This is a genomic window from Streptacidiphilus sp. PB12-B1b, assembly GCF_014084125.1.
Classification (GTDB): Bacteria; Actinomycetota; Actinomycetes; order Streptomycetales; family Streptomycetaceae; genus Streptacidiphilus.
Window position 1 is genome coordinate 1,681,904 of sequence record NZ_CP048405.1, and the last position, 15,600, is coordinate 1,697,503.

The following is a 15,600-nucleotide window of genomic DNA, read 5'->3' on the forward strand; positions in this document are numbered from 1 at the left end:
TGACATGGTGAACCTTTCTGTTCCATGGTTGCTTGAGATGGTCAATGAACGATGAGCTAAAGGATATGGACATGAGCGAGCAGCACCTCCCCAGCACCGGCCGCGAGTGGCACCTGGCGGCCCGGCCCGACGGCTGGCCGGTCCCCGAGGACTTCGCTCTGGTCGAGGCCCCCGTGCAGGCCCCCGGCGCCGGGCAGATCCTGGTCCGCAACGAGTACCTCTCGGTCGACCCCTACATGCGCGGCCGGATGAACGACGTCAAGTCGTACGTCCCCCCGTTCCGGCTCGGGGCGGTCATGGACGGCGGCGCGGTCGGCCGGGTGGTCGCCTCGCAGGCCGAGGGCTTCGCCGTGGGCGACGCCGTGCTGCACGGCCTCGGCTGGCGCGAGTACGCCACCCTGGACGCCGCCGGGGCCGTCAAGGTGGACGACTCGCTGCCGCTGCGCTCCTACCTCGGGGTGCTGGGCATGACCGGGCTCACCGCCTACGCCGGTCTGCTGGACGTCGGCGGCTTCAAGGAGGGCGAGGCGGTCTTCGTCTCCGGCGCGGCCGGTGCGGTCGGCAGCGTCGTCGGCCAGATCGCCAAGCTGCGCGGGGCCTCGCTGGTGGTCGGCAGCGCCGGCTCGCCGGAGAAGGTGCGCAGGCTGACCGAGGAGTTCGGCTTCGACGCGGCCTTCAACTACAAGGACGGACCGGTCGCCCAGCAGCTGGCCCAGGCCGCCCCGGACGGCATCGACGTCTACTTCGACAACGTCGGCGGGGAGCACCTGGAGGCGGCCATCGGCGCGCTGCGGCTGCACGGCCGCGCGGTGCTCTGCGGCGCCATCGCCCAGTACAACGAGACCGCGCCGCCGACCGGCCCGCGCAACCTGGCGCTGGCCATCGGCAAGCGGCTGCGGCTGGAGGGGATGCTGGTCGGCGACCACTACGCGCTGCAGCCGCAGTTCACGGCCGAGGTCGGCGGCTGGCTGGCCGAGGGCCGGCTGACCTTCGAGGACACCGTGGTCGAGGGCTTCGACCGGACCGCGGACGCCTTCCTCGGGCTGCTGCGCGGTGAGAACACCGGCAAGATGCTGGTGCACGTGGGCGGCTGACACCCGTTGCAGCCGACGCGTCACTGATGGTGCGTCATGGCCGGATAGGGTTCCCATTTATGGGTTGATATGCACGCACTTCCCGCCCGTACGGGCGGGAAGTGCGTGCTTTCGGGTGGTTCCGCTGGACGACCCCCCACAGCGGTCCCCGGCGCGGTACCGTTTCCTCAGCCACACGCTTGATGCATGGTTGTTGATAGTGCTGAGTGAATAGTGTTTGCACGAAGTCACTGCGGGCATGGATGACCGGACGTGGCACGAGGCCGCTGGGGAAGGCGCCCCTCGCACCACACTGGAGGTCCCGGTGACGACTCGTGGAGTTCTCTACCTGCACTCCGCGCCGCGCGCGCTCTGCCCGCATGTCGAGTGGGCCGTGGGCGGCGTGCTCGACACGCGCGTCAGTCTCGACTGGACTCGCCAGCCCGCCGCGCCCGGCAGCTGGCGTGCCGAACTCTCCTGGCAGGGCGAGGCCGCCACCGCCTCCCGGCTGGCCTCCGCGCTGCGCGGCTGGCAGCTGCTGCGCTTCGAGGTCACCGCGGAGCCCGGCGCGGGCTGCGAGGGCGAGCGCTACAGCAGCACGCCCGAACTCGGCATCTTCCATGCGGTCACCGGCATCCACGGCGACATCCTGATCCCGGAGGACCGGCTGCGCTCGGCGCTGCTGCGGGCCCGGATGGGCGAGGGCCCGCTGGAGGCGGAGATCTCCCGGCTGCTCGGCAAGCCCTGGGACGACGAGCTGGAGCCGTTCCGGCACGCCGGCGAGGGAGCCCCGGTGCGCTGGCTGCACCAGGTCGTCTGAGGCCCTTCGGCCGAGCTGTACATGACACCCCGTCAGCCATGAGGCGCGGGCCGGCGCCGTCGCGTTCACTTCTTCAAGGCCGTCGGCGACGACATCCGGCGCCCTTGCGCGCCGTCCGCCGAGGGCTGCCCGAAAGTGTTCGGACAGCCGTTCCACAACCTTCCGGAAATCGATCGCAAACGTCCTGAGGGGTCCCACCTGGCAGGGCTCAGGATCACACCGAGATGAACGCCGTGTTGCATCCACTGGCCGTGGTGACAGATAGGCCATCAGTTTGCCCCGGGCTCTTGCGCACGAATTCGCCCCCCGTGTACACATCACTCGTGCGCTCCCACCGGGCGTTCACACGGGTTGCCTCGCACCCCTGTCCTGACGGACCTTCACTCCAGGAGTCGTCATTTCCGAAAACAAGTCTTCCCGTGGGCGGCGGACGCGCATAGCCACCGTCGCGGTGTCCTCTCTCGCGCTGGCCACGGGCTCCCTCGCCCTCGCCGCGCCCTCGCAGGCCGTCGCCCCCGCCCCGCAGGCGAAGGTGATCACGAGCAGCCATCCCTCCTGGGCCACGGCCGCCGCGGACAAGGGCGCGGTCTCGGCCTCGGCGCAGACCAGTGTCACGGTGTACCTCCAGAGCCAGAACGCCGCCGCCCTGGCGCAGTACGCCATGGCCGTGTCGACGCCCGGCAACGCGCTCTACGGGAAGTTCCTCACCGCCGCCCAGGCGAAGGCGCGCTTCCTGGCCACCCCGGCCCAGATCAAGGCCGTGCAGACCTGGCTCACCGGAGCCGGCCTGCACATCACCAGCAGCAGCGAGCACCAGATCCAGGTCAGCGGCGACGCCGCGGCGATCAAGCGCGCCTTCGGCACCACGCTGCACCAGTACAGCGTCAAGGGCCACCTGCTGCACGCCCCGACCACCAACGCGGTCGTCCCGGCCGCGGTCTCCTCGGTCGTGCTCGGCGTCTCCGGTCTGGCCTCCTCGGCCCCGACCGTCAAGCCGACCTACGTCCCGGTCAGCGAGGTCGCCAAGAGCACCGGCGCCTCGGCGAAGAAGGGCATCGCCCCCACGCCCACCTGCTCGACCTCCTGGGACCAGAAGAAGGTCACCGGCGCGCCCGCCGGCTACACCAAGAACACGTACTACGACGAGTGCTCCTTCCAGCCCTCGCAGCTGCGCCAGGCGTACGGCATCACCAAGAGCGGGCTGACCGGCAAGGGCGTCAAGATCGCCATCGTCGACGCCTACGGCTCCTCCACCATGCTGGCCGACGCCGACCAGTACTCGACCAACCACGGCGACCAGCCGTTCGCGGCCGGCCAGTACACCGAGGTGGTCACCCCCGACCAGTGGAACAGCCAGGCCGCCTGCGGCGGTCCGGCCGGATGGGCCCCCGAGGAGGCCCTGGACGTCGAGATGTCGCACGGGCTCGCCCCGGCCGCCGACGTCGTCTACGTCGGCGCCAACTCCTGCAACGACAACGACCTGCAGGCCGCGCTGGCCGACATCGTCGACAACCACCTCGCGGACATCGTGTCCAACTCGTGGTCCGGCCTGATGTACTCCAACGCTGCCGGTGACGGCGAGTCGGCCATCTCCATCGCGGCCTACGAGCAGATCTTCGAGCAGGGCGCGGTCGAGGGCATCGGCTTCGACTTCTCCGCCGGCGACTGCGGCAACAACTCCCCGGGCGCCGCGGCGACCGGCGTCAACTGCGACCCGAGCACGACCAAGGCCCAGGCCGGATTCCCGTCCTCGGACCCGCTCGTGACCGACGTCGGCGGCACCGCGCTGGCCATCTCGGACAAGAAGGGCGACTACAAGTTCGAGACGGACATGGGCACCCTGCTGTCCACCCTGAACGCGGCCGGAACCGGCTGGAACCCGCTCCCGGGCTCCTTCTACTTCGGCGGCGGCGGCGGCACCAGCGACTACTTCGCCCAGCCCTTCTACCAGAAGGGGATCGTCCCGGACGCGCTGTCGCACACCCTGATGACCGGCGCGACCAGCAGCACCGCCCAGCGCGTCACCCCCGACGTCGCCATGAACGGTGACCTGTTCACCTCGGTGTGGGTCGGCATCTCCGACGGCAACCCCTACAGCGAGGGCGGCTACGGCGGCACCAGCGTCTCCTCCCCGGAGTGGACCGCGCTGCAGGCCGACGCCATCCAGGCGCGCGGCGGCCGTCCGTTCGGCTTCGCCAACCCGGAGATCTACGACCGGGCCGGGACCAAGGACTTCAACGACGTCGTCAACGAGACCGCGGTGAAGGGCCAGCCCCCGCTCAGCGCGATCTTCGACAACGGCCTGCAGGACGGCTCGCTGAACGCGGCCCTGGTCGCCTTCGGCCGGGACTACGGCCTGGTGGCCACCCGCGGCTTCGACGACGCCACCGGCGTCGGCTCGCCGAACGTCAACTACCTGAACTCGTACAAGAAGCACTGAGGCAGGCAGTAGCAGCACAGCAGCACAGCGCGACGCCGGGGCCCGGCGGGGAGCGATCCCCGCCGGGCCCCGGCCTGTCGTCCGGCACTGTCGGGCTCACCTGCGCCGGCGGCGGAAGACGTCCAGCAGTGAGGCCACCCGGCCGGCCCGGTCGAACAGGGCCAGCGCGGGCCCGCGCTCGCCTTCGAGGTTGGCCAGCATCTCCAGGCCCAGGTAGAGCGCGACCACCGCGTGCGCGGCCTCGTCCGGCGGCAGCAGCCGGGCGGCGGGGGAGCCCGCCAGCGCCTCCTGGATCGACTCGGCGGCGAAGGCCCGCCAGGGGCGGATCCGGGCGGCGACCTCGGGCCGCAGCTCGGGGGTGAACTGGGCCGCGGCGATCATCTCGACCAGCACCGTCACATGGCCCTGGTCCAGGTCCTCCTCGAAGACCGAGCGGGCGGCGCGGACCAGGTCGCCCAGGCTGCCGGAGGCCGCGACCATCGCCCGGTAGCGCTCGTCCCGGGCGCTGCTGACCGCGTCCAGCGCGGCCAGCTGCAGCTTGGCGACCGAGCCGAAGTGGTAGAAGACCAGCGCCTGGTTGCACCCGGCCCGGGCCGCGATCGCCCGGGCACTGGCCCCGGCGAAGCCGCTCTCCCGCAGCTCCGCGACGGCCGCGGCGACCAGCGCCGCCCGGGTCTGCGCCGAACTGCGCGCCCCCGCGCTCTCGCTGGAGCGCCTGCTCCCGGCCTTGGCCATGCCCCCACCGCCGTCCCTCGTGCCTCAGCTGCCTCGTGGATGGATCGAGCGAACGCTCACATCATGACGCCGGGCCGGCCGTCGGCACAAAGAGCCGAAAAGGGGCCGCCCCGGCGCGTGCGGCGCGGGGCGGCCCCTGGACGGCGGCGGGCGTCAGTCCCGGCGGAACGCCAGCACCACGTTGTGGCCGCCGAAGCCGAACGAGTTGTTCAGCGCCGCGATCGGGCCCTCGGGCAGCTTGCGGGCCTCGCCGGTGACGATGTCGGCCTCGACCTCCGGGTCCAGGTCCTCCACGTTGATGGTGGGCGGGGCCAGCCGGTGGTGCAGCGCCAGCACGGTGGCGACGGTCTCGATGCCGCCCGCGCCGCCGAGCAGGTGGCCGGTCATCGACTTGGTCGCGGAGATCGCAATGTGGTCGACGTGGTCACCCAGCTCCTTGCGCAGCGCCTTGATCTCGGCGACGTCGCCCTGCGGGGTGGAGGTGGCGTGCGCGTTCAGGTGCACCACCTCGGCCTTGTCCAGCCCGGTGGACTCGAACAGGTGGGCCAGCGCGCGGGCGATGCCGGCGCCGGTCGGCTCGGGCTGGGCGATGTGGTGCGCGTCCGAGGACAGGCCCTGGCCGACGGCCTCGCAGTACACCCGGGCCCCGCGCGCGGCGGCGTGCTCGGCGGACTCCAGCACCACCACGCCCGCGCCCTCGCCGAGGACGAAGCCGTCCCGGGCCTTGTCGTACGGGCGCGACGCCTGCTCGGGGTGCTCGTTGTTCTTGGACATCGCCATCATGTTGGCGAAGGCCACCACCGGCAGCGGGTGGATGGCGGCCTCGGTGCCGCCGGCCACCACCACGTCGGCGCGGCCGGTGCGGATCATCTCGACGGCGTAGCCGATGGCCTCGGCGCCGGAGGCGCAGGCGCTCACCGGGGTGTGCACGCCCGCGCGCGCGCCGATCTCCAGGCCGACGTTGGCCGCCGGGCTGTTCGGCATCAGCATCGGGACGGTGTGCGGCGAGACGCTGCGGACGCCCTTCTCCCGCAGCACGTCGTACTGGTCGAGCAGGGTGGTCACGCCGCCGATGCCGGAGGCGACGACCGCGCCCAGCCGGTCCGGGTCGACCGCCGAGCCCTCGTCGGTCGCGGAGACCTCGAAGCCGGCGTCTGCCCAGGCCTCGCGGGCCGCGATCAGCGCGAACTGCGCCGAGCGGTCCAGCCGCCGGGTCTGGTGCCGGGGGATGATCTCGCCCGGCTCGACGGCGGTGCGCGCGGCGATGCGGACCGGCAGGTCCGCCGCCCACGCCTCGGTCAGCACGCGGACGCCGGAGCGGCCGCTGGTCAGGCCCTCCCAGGTGGACGCGGCGTCGCCGCCGAGCGGCGTGAAAGCGCCGATCCCTGTGACGACCACGGTGCGGTTGTCGTTGGTCACTGCTGTGTCTCCCACGTCTGCGCATGCCCCGGAAGGCTGGAACTTAGAAACTGGTACCGGAGCCGATGACTCCAGGTTAGGGAAGGAACTGCTACGGGACGGGGCACCCCGCGGACGAGGTGCCCCGAAGCGAGCGTGAAGGCCGCGGCCCGAGGTCAGGCGTGGGCGAGGATGTAGTCCACCGCGTCGCCGACCGTCTTCAGGTTCTTGACCTCGTCGTCCGGGATCTTGACGTCGAAGCGCTCCTCAGCGGCCACGACGACCTCGACCATGGACAGCGAGTCGACGTCCAGGTCATCGGTGAACGACTTGTCCAGCTCGACGTCCTCGGTCGGGATCCCGGCGATCTCGTTGACGATCTCCGCGAGACCGGTAAGGACCTCGTCCTTGGTTGCCATGTCGGCACTCCTTCGTGTTGTGCGCTCTCCGTGACCCGCCGGAATGCGGGCCCCGGTCGTCTGTGCTCCGTGCAGGGGGTGCGCGGTGTACTAGGGGAGGGTAACGACTGCCGCGGCGTACACCAGACCCGCCCCGAAGCCGATGATCAGGGCCAGGTCCCCGCTCTTGGCCTCGCCGGTCTGCAGCATCCGCTCCATGGCCAGCGGGATGGAGGCCGCCGAGGTGTTGCCGGTCACCGCGATGTCCCGGGCCACCGGGACGGTTTCGGGCAGTCCCAGTGCCTTGATCATGGCGTCGATGATCCGCATGTTGGCCTGGTGCGGGATGAACGCGCCGAGCTGGTCGGCGGTGATCCCGGCGGCGTCCAGGGCCTTCTGCGCGGCCTTGGCCATGTCCCAGACGGCCCAGCGGAAGACCGCCTGGCCCTCCATCCGCAGGGCCGGCCACTTGGTCCCGTCGCCGACGCCGTTGACCGCGTCCGGCTTGCCGAAGGCGGTGTCCCAGGCCTCGGTCTGGCTGATGACGTCCCGCTGCGAGCCGTCCGAGCCCCAGACCAGCTTGCCGATGCCGGGGGTCTGCGACGGCCCGACCACGGCCGCGCCCGCGCCGTCGCCGAAGATGAAGGCGGTGGAGCGGTCGCTCACGTCGGTCAGGTCGGACAGCCGTTCGACGCCGATCACCACGACGTACTCGGCGCTGCCGGTGCGGACCATGCCGTCGGCCAGGGCGAGGCCGTAGCCGAAGCCGGCGCAGGCGGCGGAGATGTCGAAGGCCGGCGCGGTGCCGCAGCCCAGGCGCTGGGCGATCTCGGTGGCGATGGCCGGGGTCTGCTTCAGGTGCGAGACGGTGGCCACGACCACCGCGCCGACCTGCTCGGGGGCGATCCCGGACTGGGCGATGGCCTTGCTGGCGGCCTGCACGGACATCTCCGCGACGGTCTCCTCGGGCCCGGCCCAGCGGCGCTCGGTGATGCCGCTGCGGGTGCGGATCCACTCGTCCGAGGAGTCGATCCAGTTCAGTACCTCGGCGTTGGGGATCACCCGTACTGGGCGGTAGCCGCCCACGCCCATGATGCGCGCGTACGGCGCGCCGGTGCTCGGCGTGATCCGGGGTACGTCGACGGACTCCGACGCGTCGGAAGGCTCTGCGGTCATACGACTACCCCCTCGGGTGTGGCGTGCTCGGCGATCAGCTCACGGGCCCTGTCCAGGTCTGCCGGAGTTTTCAGGGCGAGCGTAGCCACCCCCTTGAGGTTCCGCTTCAGCAGGTTGGTCAGCGTCCCAGCAGGTGGGACCTCGATGACGCAGGTGGCGCCCAGGCGCTCCAGGGTCTCCATGCACAGATCCCAGCGGACCGGGTTGGAGACCTGCGACACCAGCCGCGCCAGCACCTGCTCGCCGGAGTCCAGGACCTGGCCGTCGGCGTTGGAGAGGTAGGCGGTCGCCGGGGCGGCCACCGGCACGCCCGGGGCGATCCGCGCCAGCCGCTCCACACCCGGCGCCATGTGCTCGGTGTGGAAGGCGCCCGCGACCGACAGCGAGACGATCCGGCTCTTGGCCGGGCCGTCCTCCTTGAAGGCCGCCAGCTGCTCCAGCGTCCCGGCGGCGACGATCTGGCCGCCGCCGTTGTTGTTGGCAGCGGTCAGCCCGTGCTCGGCGATCTTCTTGGCGACCTCGTCCGGCTCGCCGCCCAGCACCGCGCACATGCCGGTGGCGATCTCGGCCGCGGCACCGGCCATGGCCAGGCCGCGCTGGCGGACGAAGGCCATCGCCGACTCGGCGGAGAGCACGCCGGAGAAGGCGGCGGTGGTGATCTCGCCGACGCTGTGCCCGGCGACCGCGCCGACCCGGCCCAGCTGCTGCGGCTCCGGGAACAGCGTGAGGGCGGCGGTCAGCCCGGCGGCGACCAGCAGCGGCTGGGCGACGGCGGTGTCCTTGATCGCCTCGGCGTCCGCCTCGGTGCCGTAGTGCACCAGGTCCAGCCCGGCCACGGCGGACCACCAGTGCAGCCTGTCGGCCACACCGTCGACCTCCAGCCACGGAGCGAGGAATCCTGGCGTCTGGGCGCCCTGTCCGGGAGCAACGATAACGAGCACGAAACCAACCTTCTCTCGCCGGGAGCACCGGGCGCGGGTGGGGAGGGAGACGAAGAACCGCAGCTTCAGTTGTGGAGTCTCTACAGCGGTACGTTTGCGCAGTTCACCCCGCCTGGAGTCGTCCCAGGGCCAGGGCGATCCGCAGGGTGAACGCCGAACGGACGTCCGACGGAGCGTAGCCGGTGACATCGGTCACACGCCGTAGCCGGTACCGCACGGTGTTGGGGTGGACGAACAGCATCCGGGCCGCGCCCTCCAGCGAGGACGCCTGCTCCAGGTAGACGGAGAGGGTGTCCAGCAGCGCCGAACCGGCCTCGTCCAGCGGCGTGTAGATCTCCTCGACCAGCTGCCGCCGCGCGGCCGCGTCCCCGGCCAGCGCCCGCTCCGGCAGCAGGTCGTCCGCCAGCACCGGGCGCGGCGCGTCCGGCCAGGCGGCGCACGCCTTCAACCCGGCGGCGGCGGCCTGCGCGGAGCGGGTCGCCGACAGCAGGTCGCCGACGGTCGGGCCGATCACCACCGGTCCGGCCGCGAACTGGCCGATCAGCGAGCGGGCGGCGGGCACCGGGTCGAAGACCCGGTCGGGCTTGCGGCCGCCGTCGCCGACGACCACCACCAGCCGCGCCCCCAGCACCCCGGTGAGCACGTGCAGCTTGGCGTGCCGGGCGGCCCGGCGGATCGCCTCGACCACCAGTTCGCTGTCGCCGGACGGCGCGCTGCCCATCACCACCATCACCCGATCGGGCGACCCCCAGCCCAGCGCCGCGGCCCGGGAGAGCACCCCCTCGTCGGCGTCGCCGGACAGCAGCGAGTTGACCACCAGCGCCTCGAGCCGGGCGTCCCAGGCGCCGCGCGCCTCGGCGGCCTGCGCGTACACCTGGGCGGTGGCGAAGGCGATCTCCCGGGCGTACACCAGCACGGCCTCACGCAGGCCGTCCTCGCCGCCGGGCGAGGCCACCTCGTCGATGGCCTCCTCGACCACCTCGATGGTGGTGCGGATCATCTCCACCGTCTGCCGCAGCGTCACCGCCCGGGTCAGCTCGCGCGGCGCGGTGCCGAAGACGTCGGTGCTGATCGCCTGCGGGGCCTCCGGGTGGCGGAACCACTCGGTGAACGCGGCGATACCGGCCTGCGCCACCAGGCCGATCCAGGAGCGGTGCTCCGGCGGCATGTTGCGGTACCAGGAGAGGTTCTCGTCCATGCGGGCGATGGCCGCGGTGGACAGCTTCCCGGCCGCGCGCTCCAGCCGCTTCAGCGTGGCGGCGTGGCGCTCGGCCCGCTCGGCGGCGGTGCGCCGCTCTATGGCCGTGCCGCGCGGCGACCCCCGGCGCGGCGTGTCGGCCGGCTCGCCGGGCGGCGTCGGCGGCTGCCCGTCGGCGGAGATCGCCGCAGGCTTCGAGGCGGACTTCGAGGCGGACTTCTTCGGGGCAGCTGGCACAGCCTTAAGCCTGCCCTACCGGGAGCCGTGTGTGCGCCGGGCAGCGCGCCGACGGTGCGTGGCAACGGTCACAGCCGCCGCGCACGGTAGCGTCTGCGGCATGGACGAGCAGCACACGGCGGAGCCGCCGCAGTCCGCCCTGACGGTCCACCGGGCGGCCGAGCGCTACCGCTCCGAGCCGGAGCCGGGCATCGACACCCGGCACGCCTTCTCCTTCTCCGGCCACTACGACCCGGCCAACACCCACTTCGGCGCGCTGCTGGCCTGCAACGAGGAGACGCTGGCGGTCGGCGCCGGTTTCGTTCGGCACCTGCACCGCGACACCGAGATCGTCACCTGGGTGGTCGAGGGCGCGCTGGCGCACCGCGACGACCGCGGGCACGCCACCGTGGTGCGCCCCGGGCACGTCCAGCTCCTGAGCGCGGGCAGCGGCGTGCAGCACCGCGAGGCCAACGTCGGCGGCGCCCGGGAGCAGGTGCGCTTCCTGCAGTTCTGGCTCCAGCCGGACGAGTTCGGCACCGAGCCCGGCTACGGCCTGCGGCAGGTGGTGGACGGGACGACGGTGCTCGCCGGGGCCGGGCAGCTGCGCCGCGGCGACGCCGTGCTGCACCTGGTCCGGGCCGGCGCGTACGAGCAGCTGCCGGCGTTCCCGGCCGCGCCCTACCGCTACCTGCACGTGGTCCGCGGCGGCTTCGGCTTCCGCACCCGGCCCGGGCCGCACGGCGTCGGCCGGGAGCTGGAGCCGGGCGACAGCCTGCGGATGACCGGCGACGCCGAGCCGCACCAGCCCACGGCCGGGCCGGGCGGCGTCGAGGCGCTGCTGTGGGAGATGCACTCCCCGCTGCGCCACGGCTGAACCGTGGGCACGGCCCCGGTCGGGCCCGGCCCGGTCAGTGGTCCAGCTCGGCCAGCACCGCGTCGCTGAAGGGCGGCCAGAGCTCGGCGGCCCAGGGGCCGAAGTCGCGGTCGGTGAGCGCGACGCAGGCCGCGCCCGCGACCGGGTCCACCCACAGGAAGGTGCCGGCCTGGCCGAAGTGGCCGAACGACTCGGGGGAGTTGCGGCCGCCCATCCAGTGCGGGGCCTTGTGGTCGCGCAGGTCGAAGCCGAGGCCCCAGTCGTTGGGGCGCTGGTGGCCGAAGCCCGGCAGCACGCCGCTGAGCCCGGGGAAGGCCACGGAGGTCGCCTCGGCCAGGGTCGAGCGGTCCAGCACCCGGGGGGCCAGCAGCTCGGCGGCGAAGCGGGCCAGGTCGGCGGCGGTGGACACGCCCCCGGCCCCGGCCGGGCTGCGCCCCGAGGCGTCGATCAGGGTGTCGGCCATGCCGAGCGGCGCGAAGACGGCCTCCTGCGCGTACTGCGCGAAGGGGATGCCGGTGGCCTTCTCCACGGTCTGCGCCAGGACGTCGAAGCCGGCGTTGGAGTAGAGCCGCCGGTTGCCGGGGGCGGCCATGGCGCGGTGCTCGTCGAAGGCCAGGCCGGAGGTGTGCGCCAGCAGGTGGCGCACGGTCGAGCCCTCGGGCCCGGCCGGGTCGTCCAGCTCCAGCGCGCCCTCCTCCACCGCGACCAGCACGGCGTAGGCGCTGAGCGGCTTGGTGACCGAGGCCAGCCGGAAGGCGTGCGCCTGCGGCCCGTGGCTGCCCGCGAGCGAGCCGTCGCGCCGTACCACCGCGGCCGCCGCGGTGGGCACCGGCCAGTTCTCGATCATCCGCAGGCTGTCCATGCGGACAACCTATCCAATCGTCCGAATCCGCCGACGCACCGGGCAGCGCTTGCTTGGAGTGCACTCCAACTCGGTAGGTTCGATGGCAGAGGCACGGAGAGGAGCAGCGGATGTCACTGGCGGTCGCACTGCCGCAGGAACCGGCCGAGCCGGACGCGCCCGACGGCACCCCCCGCTACACCATCGGGGAGGTGGTCGCCCGCACCGGGCTGACCGCGCACACCCTGCGCTGGTACGAGCGGATCGGCCTGCTGGAGCACCCGGCGCGCTCGCACTCCGGGCAGCGCCGCTTCAGCGACCGCGACCTGGCCTGGCTGCAGTTCCTGGGGAAGCTGCGGCTGACCGCGATGCCCGTGGCCGACATGGTGCGCTACGCGGAGCTGCGGCGCGAGGGCGAGCACACCGCCGCCGCGCGGCGGGCGCTGCTGGAGGCGCACCGCGAGGAGGTCCGGCAGCGGATAGCCGACCTCCAGGCCACCCTTCTGATCATCGACTGCAAGATCGACATGTACGCGGAGAGGCAGCAGCAGCTATGAGCAGCAACGTCATCCCGACCACCACCCTCGGCGCGGGCGGCCCCGGAGCGGGCCCCGTCGTCGGCGTCCAGGGCCTCGGCTGCATGGGCATGAGCGAGTTCTACGGCGAGACCGACACCGCCGAGGCGCTGGCCACCCTGGACCGGGCGCTGGAGCTGGGCGTCACCCTGTTCGACACCGCGGACATCTACGGCAGCGGCCACAACGAGGAGCTGATCGGCCCGTTCGTCCAGGCCAACCGGGACCAGGTGGTGCTGGCCACCAAGTTCGCCATCGAGCGCCGCGCGGACGACCCGGCCTACCGGGGCGTCAACAACGACCCGGCCTACATCCGGAAGGCCGTGGACGCCAGCCTGCGCCGCCTGGGCGTGGACGTCATCGACCTGTACTACATGCACCGCCGCGACCCGCAGGTGCCGCTGTCGGAGTCGGTCGGGGCCATGGCCGAGCTGGTCCAGGCCGGCAAGGTCACGTACCTGGGCCTGTCCGAGGTGACCGGCGCGGAGCTGCGCGAGGCGCACGCGGTGCACCCGATCACCGCGATCCAGTCGGAGTGGTCGCTGTTCTCCCGCGACGTCGAGCGCAGCGCGGTTCCGGCCGCCGCCGAGCTGGGGGTGACCTTCGTCCCGTACTCGCCGCTCGGGCGCGGCTTCCTGACCGGCGCCTTCAGCAACGCCTCGGAGCTCGGCCAGGACGACTTCCGGCAGTACCAGCCGCGCTTCACCGGCGACAACGCCGCCCGCAACGCGGCGCTGCTCACCCCCGTCCACAAGATCGCGGCGGCGCACGGCGCGACCGCGGCGCAGGTGGCGCTGGCCTGGGTGCAGCAGCAGGCCGAGGTGCACGGGCTGGCGGTGGTGCCGATCCCGGGCACCCGCAAGCGCAGCCGGCTGGAGGAGAACACCGCCGCCACCGCGCTGCACCTGAGCGCGGACGAGCTGGCGCAGCTGGAGCCGATCGCCGCGCAGGTCGCCGGGGACCGCTACCCGGACATGTCCGGCACCTCGGCCGCCCGGGAGTAGCGGGCGGGCGGTGCCGACGCCCTGTGAGCCGGTCCTGGCGGGCCGGCCTACAGGCCGTTCAGGCAGCCGCCGGCGGCGGTGGCGTCCCCGGCGCAGGCGACGTCGCCGTAGTGGCCGAGTGCGATGTCGGCGAAGTTGCGCAGGCTGGCCGTGCCCGGGGCGAAGTAGCCGGTGTGGCCGTACGAGCCGGTGGAGGCGATCACCCGGGAGCCGAAGTCGGAGCTGGTCGGGTCGGCGCCGTGGCCCAGCCCGGCGACCTCCAGGTAGGGCACGTCGCCGATCCAGTCCCCGGGGTTGCGGGCGGTGGCCCACAGCCGGACGCCGTCGCCGAGCGCCGAGGCGTCCGGGACGTCCATGCCGGGGCTGCCGAGGACCACCATGTCGCTGACGCCCTCGGCGGCGTGCAGCTCGGGCGCGGCGATGCCGCAGACCACCGAACCGTACGAGTGGCACAGCAGGGTCGGCGCGGCCTCCGGGTCGGTGGTCACGGACAGGCCCGCCATCAGGCTCTCCAGCCGCGGCGCGCCCGCCTCGGCCAGCCGGGCGGTGGCGGCGTCCGCGCCGAGGCCGACCGGGGTGACGTAGCCGGACCACGCTACGACCGCGGTGCTGGTGCCGGGCGCCAGCGCGGCCTCCTCGGTCCGCAGCGACTGCGCCATGCCGGAGGTGCTCTTGAGCGGGTCGCCGGCGTTGTAGAAGTGCTCCAGGTCCATGTCCGAGCCGGGGACCAGCACCGACACCCGCTGGGCGGTCGTCAGGTCGCCGAAGACCTCGGCGACCAGGCCGCGGCCGCGCGGGTCGAAGGCCAGCACCTGGTGGCCGGGGGCGGTGAGCAGCTGCAGCGCGGAGACCCGGCCGGCGGCCGTGGCCCGGGAGCCGGGCGAGGCGCCGGTGTCCGAGGCCCGGCCCTGCTGCAGCGCCAGCTCCTGGCGCATCGCCAGCTGGTTGGCCTGGTAGCGCAGGGCCGGCGGGGCGCCGTCGAAGTTGCCGACCACCAGCGGGTACTGCCGGACCAGCTGCTGCTGCTGGGCGGGGGTGAGCCCGGCGAAGAACCGGGCGGCCTGCTCGGCGGTGGCGGTGGCCGGGTCGGGCATGGCCCGGCCCAGCGAGTGGTCGTGCAGCCAGGCGCCGGTGCCCGCGGGCGGCGTGGTGATAGCGATCTGCTCGTCGGAGACGGCGGCGCCTGCGGCGGCTGCCCCGGTTCCGGCGAGGACGGTGATGGAGACCATGGCAGCTATCAGCGAGCGCCTGAACCGCATACGCGTGTGTCTCCTCGGGGTGTCCGGCGACCGTCGAACGGGCCGGGCCCGGAGGTCATGCGGGGGTGCGGTGGGGCTGAGCGTCGGGGTGGTGCGATGGTTCGTGCGGTGGTGTGTTCTGCGCAAGCGTAAACGCAGATCCGCGATCTGTACGACGCCCAACCGTGACTTTTTCTGCGACAACTGTCACAAATCACCCCGGAGGGGGAGTAACTTTCACGGGTCGTTCACATGCGGAGCCGTGTGAGAACAGCGGGCCGGGGCAACAGCCGCGCGCGCGACAGCTGCCCCGGCCCCGGCGGCCGGGCGGCGGACGGGACGGCCCGCTCCCCGTCAGACCTCTTCGACCTGCTTGCCGTGGACCTGGTCCCAGGCCTCGGAGACGTAGCGCTCGCGCTCGATCAGGGTCAGGTCGGGGAAGTAGTCCTTGAGCCGCTCCACGACGACCTGCTCCGGCTCGTGGCACTCGTGCAGCAGGAAAGCGGCCTTGTGGATGATCTGGTTGTCCATGTGCGGTGAATCCTCCCGACACCCGCCTGCCCTGTGCCGACGGAATCGGGCCACAGCATAGGGGGCCGTGCGGCGCGGGAAACGAGGGGCCCCTGGGGCTTGCCAGGCTTGTTTGCGTCCTATCAAAATGGCGCATTCC

The 15,600-nt window shown here is 72.7% G+C and carries 15 protein-coding genes; 6 read left to right on the top strand and 9 right to left on the bottom strand.

The features are described from left to right. The first annotated feature begins 71 nt into the window (after positions 1-71). From GXW83_RS07660 to GXW83_RS07670, 3 genes are all read left to right on the top strand, one after another. Positions 72-1,094: an NADP-dependent oxidoreductase gene (locus GXW83_RS07660; protein ID WP_182442157.1), complete on the top strand. Its 1,023-nt coding sequence runs from the start codon at positions 72-74 to the stop codon at positions 1,092-1,094. 304 nt (positions 1,095-1,398) lie between these two features. Further along, the gene (locus GXW83_RS07665; protein WP_182442159.1) at positions 1,399-1,893 is read left to right on the top strand and encodes a DUF3145 domain-containing protein; all 495 of its coding nucleotides are present in this window, start codon (positions 1,399-1,401) and stop codon (positions 1,891-1,893) included. A 451-nt stretch (positions 1,894-2,344) separates the two neighbouring features. Then, complete coding sequence (locus GXW83_RS07670; RefSeq protein ID WP_182442161.1) at positions 2,345-4,333, top strand: protease pro-enzyme activation domain-containing protein; 1,989 nt, start codon at positions 2,345-2,347, stop codon at positions 4,331-4,333. Between the two features lie 96 nt (positions 4,334-4,429). Here the strand turns inward: GXW83_RS07670 and GXW83_RS07675 are convergent, their stop codons facing one another. The 6 genes from GXW83_RS07675 to GXW83_RS07700 all read right to left on the bottom strand — a co-directional run bounded on the left by GXW83_RS07675 (position 4,430) and on the right by GXW83_RS07700 (position 10,281). Continuing rightward, on the bottom strand, positions 4,430-5,068 hold the full coding sequence (locus tag GXW83_RS07675; RefSeq protein WP_182442163.1) for a TetR family transcriptional regulator: 639 nt from the start codon (positions 5,066-5,068) through the stop codon (positions 4,430-4,432). Between the two features lie 153 nt (positions 5,069-5,221). Beyond that, entirely contained in the window at positions 5,222-6,487 is a 1,266-nt protein-coding gene (fabF, locus tag GXW83_RS07680) for a beta-ketoacyl-ACP synthase II (RefSeq protein ID WP_182442165.1), read from the bottom strand. 155 nt (positions 6,488-6,642) lie between these two features. Beyond that, the gene (locus tag GXW83_RS07685) at positions 6,643-6,885 is read right to left on the bottom strand and encodes an acyl carrier protein (protein ID WP_182442167.1); all 243 of its coding nucleotides are present in this window, start codon (positions 6,883-6,885) and stop codon (positions 6,643-6,645) included. A gap of 90 nt (positions 6,886-6,975) precedes the next feature. Then, entirely contained in the window at positions 6,976-8,040 is a 1,065-nt protein-coding gene (locus tag GXW83_RS07690; RefSeq protein ID WP_182442169.1) for a beta-ketoacyl-ACP synthase III, read from the bottom strand. Further along, positions 8,037-8,981: an ACP S-malonyltransferase gene (locus GXW83_RS07695; RefSeq protein WP_182442171.1), complete on the bottom strand. Its 945-nt coding sequence runs from the start codon at positions 8,979-8,981 to the stop codon at positions 8,037-8,039. The genes GXW83_RS07690 and GXW83_RS07695 overlap by 4 nt, the downstream gene beginning before the upstream one ends. Before the next feature lie 103 nt (positions 8,982-9,084). Then, a complete protein-coding gene (locus GXW83_RS07700) occupies positions 9,085-10,281 on the bottom strand; it encodes a CdaR family transcriptional regulator (RefSeq protein ID WP_182447159.1) in 1,197 nt (398 codons plus the stop codon). 235 nt (positions 10,282-10,516) lie between these two features. On the opposite strand from GXW83_RS07700, the gene GXW83_RS07705 reads away from it, so the two are divergent. Further along, on the top strand, positions 10,517-11,272 hold the full coding sequence (locus GXW83_RS07705) for a pirin family protein (RefSeq protein WP_182442173.1): 756 nt from the start codon (positions 10,517-10,519) through the stop codon (positions 11,270-11,272). A 34-nt stretch (positions 11,273-11,306) separates the two neighbouring features. On the opposite strand, the gene GXW83_RS07710 is transcribed toward GXW83_RS07705, so the two are convergent. After that, positions 11,307-12,134, bottom strand: coding sequence for a serine hydrolase (locus GXW83_RS07710; RefSeq protein WP_182442175.1), 828 nt, complete (start codon positions 12,132-12,134; stop codon positions 11,307-11,309). A gap of 110 nt (positions 12,135-12,244) precedes the next feature. Here GXW83_RS07710 and GXW83_RS07715 point away from each other — a divergent pair, with 110 nt between their 5' ends. Further along, on the top strand, positions 12,245-12,670 hold the full coding sequence (locus GXW83_RS07715; RefSeq protein WP_182442177.1) for a MerR family transcriptional regulator: 426 nt from the start codon (positions 12,245-12,247) through the stop codon (positions 12,668-12,670). Further along, positions 12,667-13,692, top strand: coding sequence for an aldo/keto reductase (locus GXW83_RS07720; protein ID WP_182442179.1), 1,026 nt, complete (start codon positions 12,667-12,669; stop codon positions 13,690-13,692). Before GXW83_RS07715 ends, GXW83_RS07720 begins: the two co-directional genes overlap by 4 nt. A gap of 47 nt (positions 13,693-13,739) precedes the next feature. Here the strand turns inward: GXW83_RS07720 and GXW83_RS07725 are convergent, their stop codons facing one another. After that, entirely contained in the window at positions 13,740-14,951 is a 1,212-nt protein-coding gene (locus tag GXW83_RS07725) for an alpha/beta hydrolase (protein WP_182442181.1), read from the bottom strand. A gap of 333 nt (positions 14,952-15,284) precedes the next feature. Then, positions 15,285-15,461 carry a hypothetical protein gene (locus GXW83_RS07730; protein WP_182442183.1) on the bottom strand — a complete coding sequence of 59 codons (177 nt, stop codon included), beginning with the start codon at positions 15,459-15,461 and terminating at the stop codon, positions 15,285-15,287. Positions 15,462-15,600: the final 139 nt, after the last annotated feature.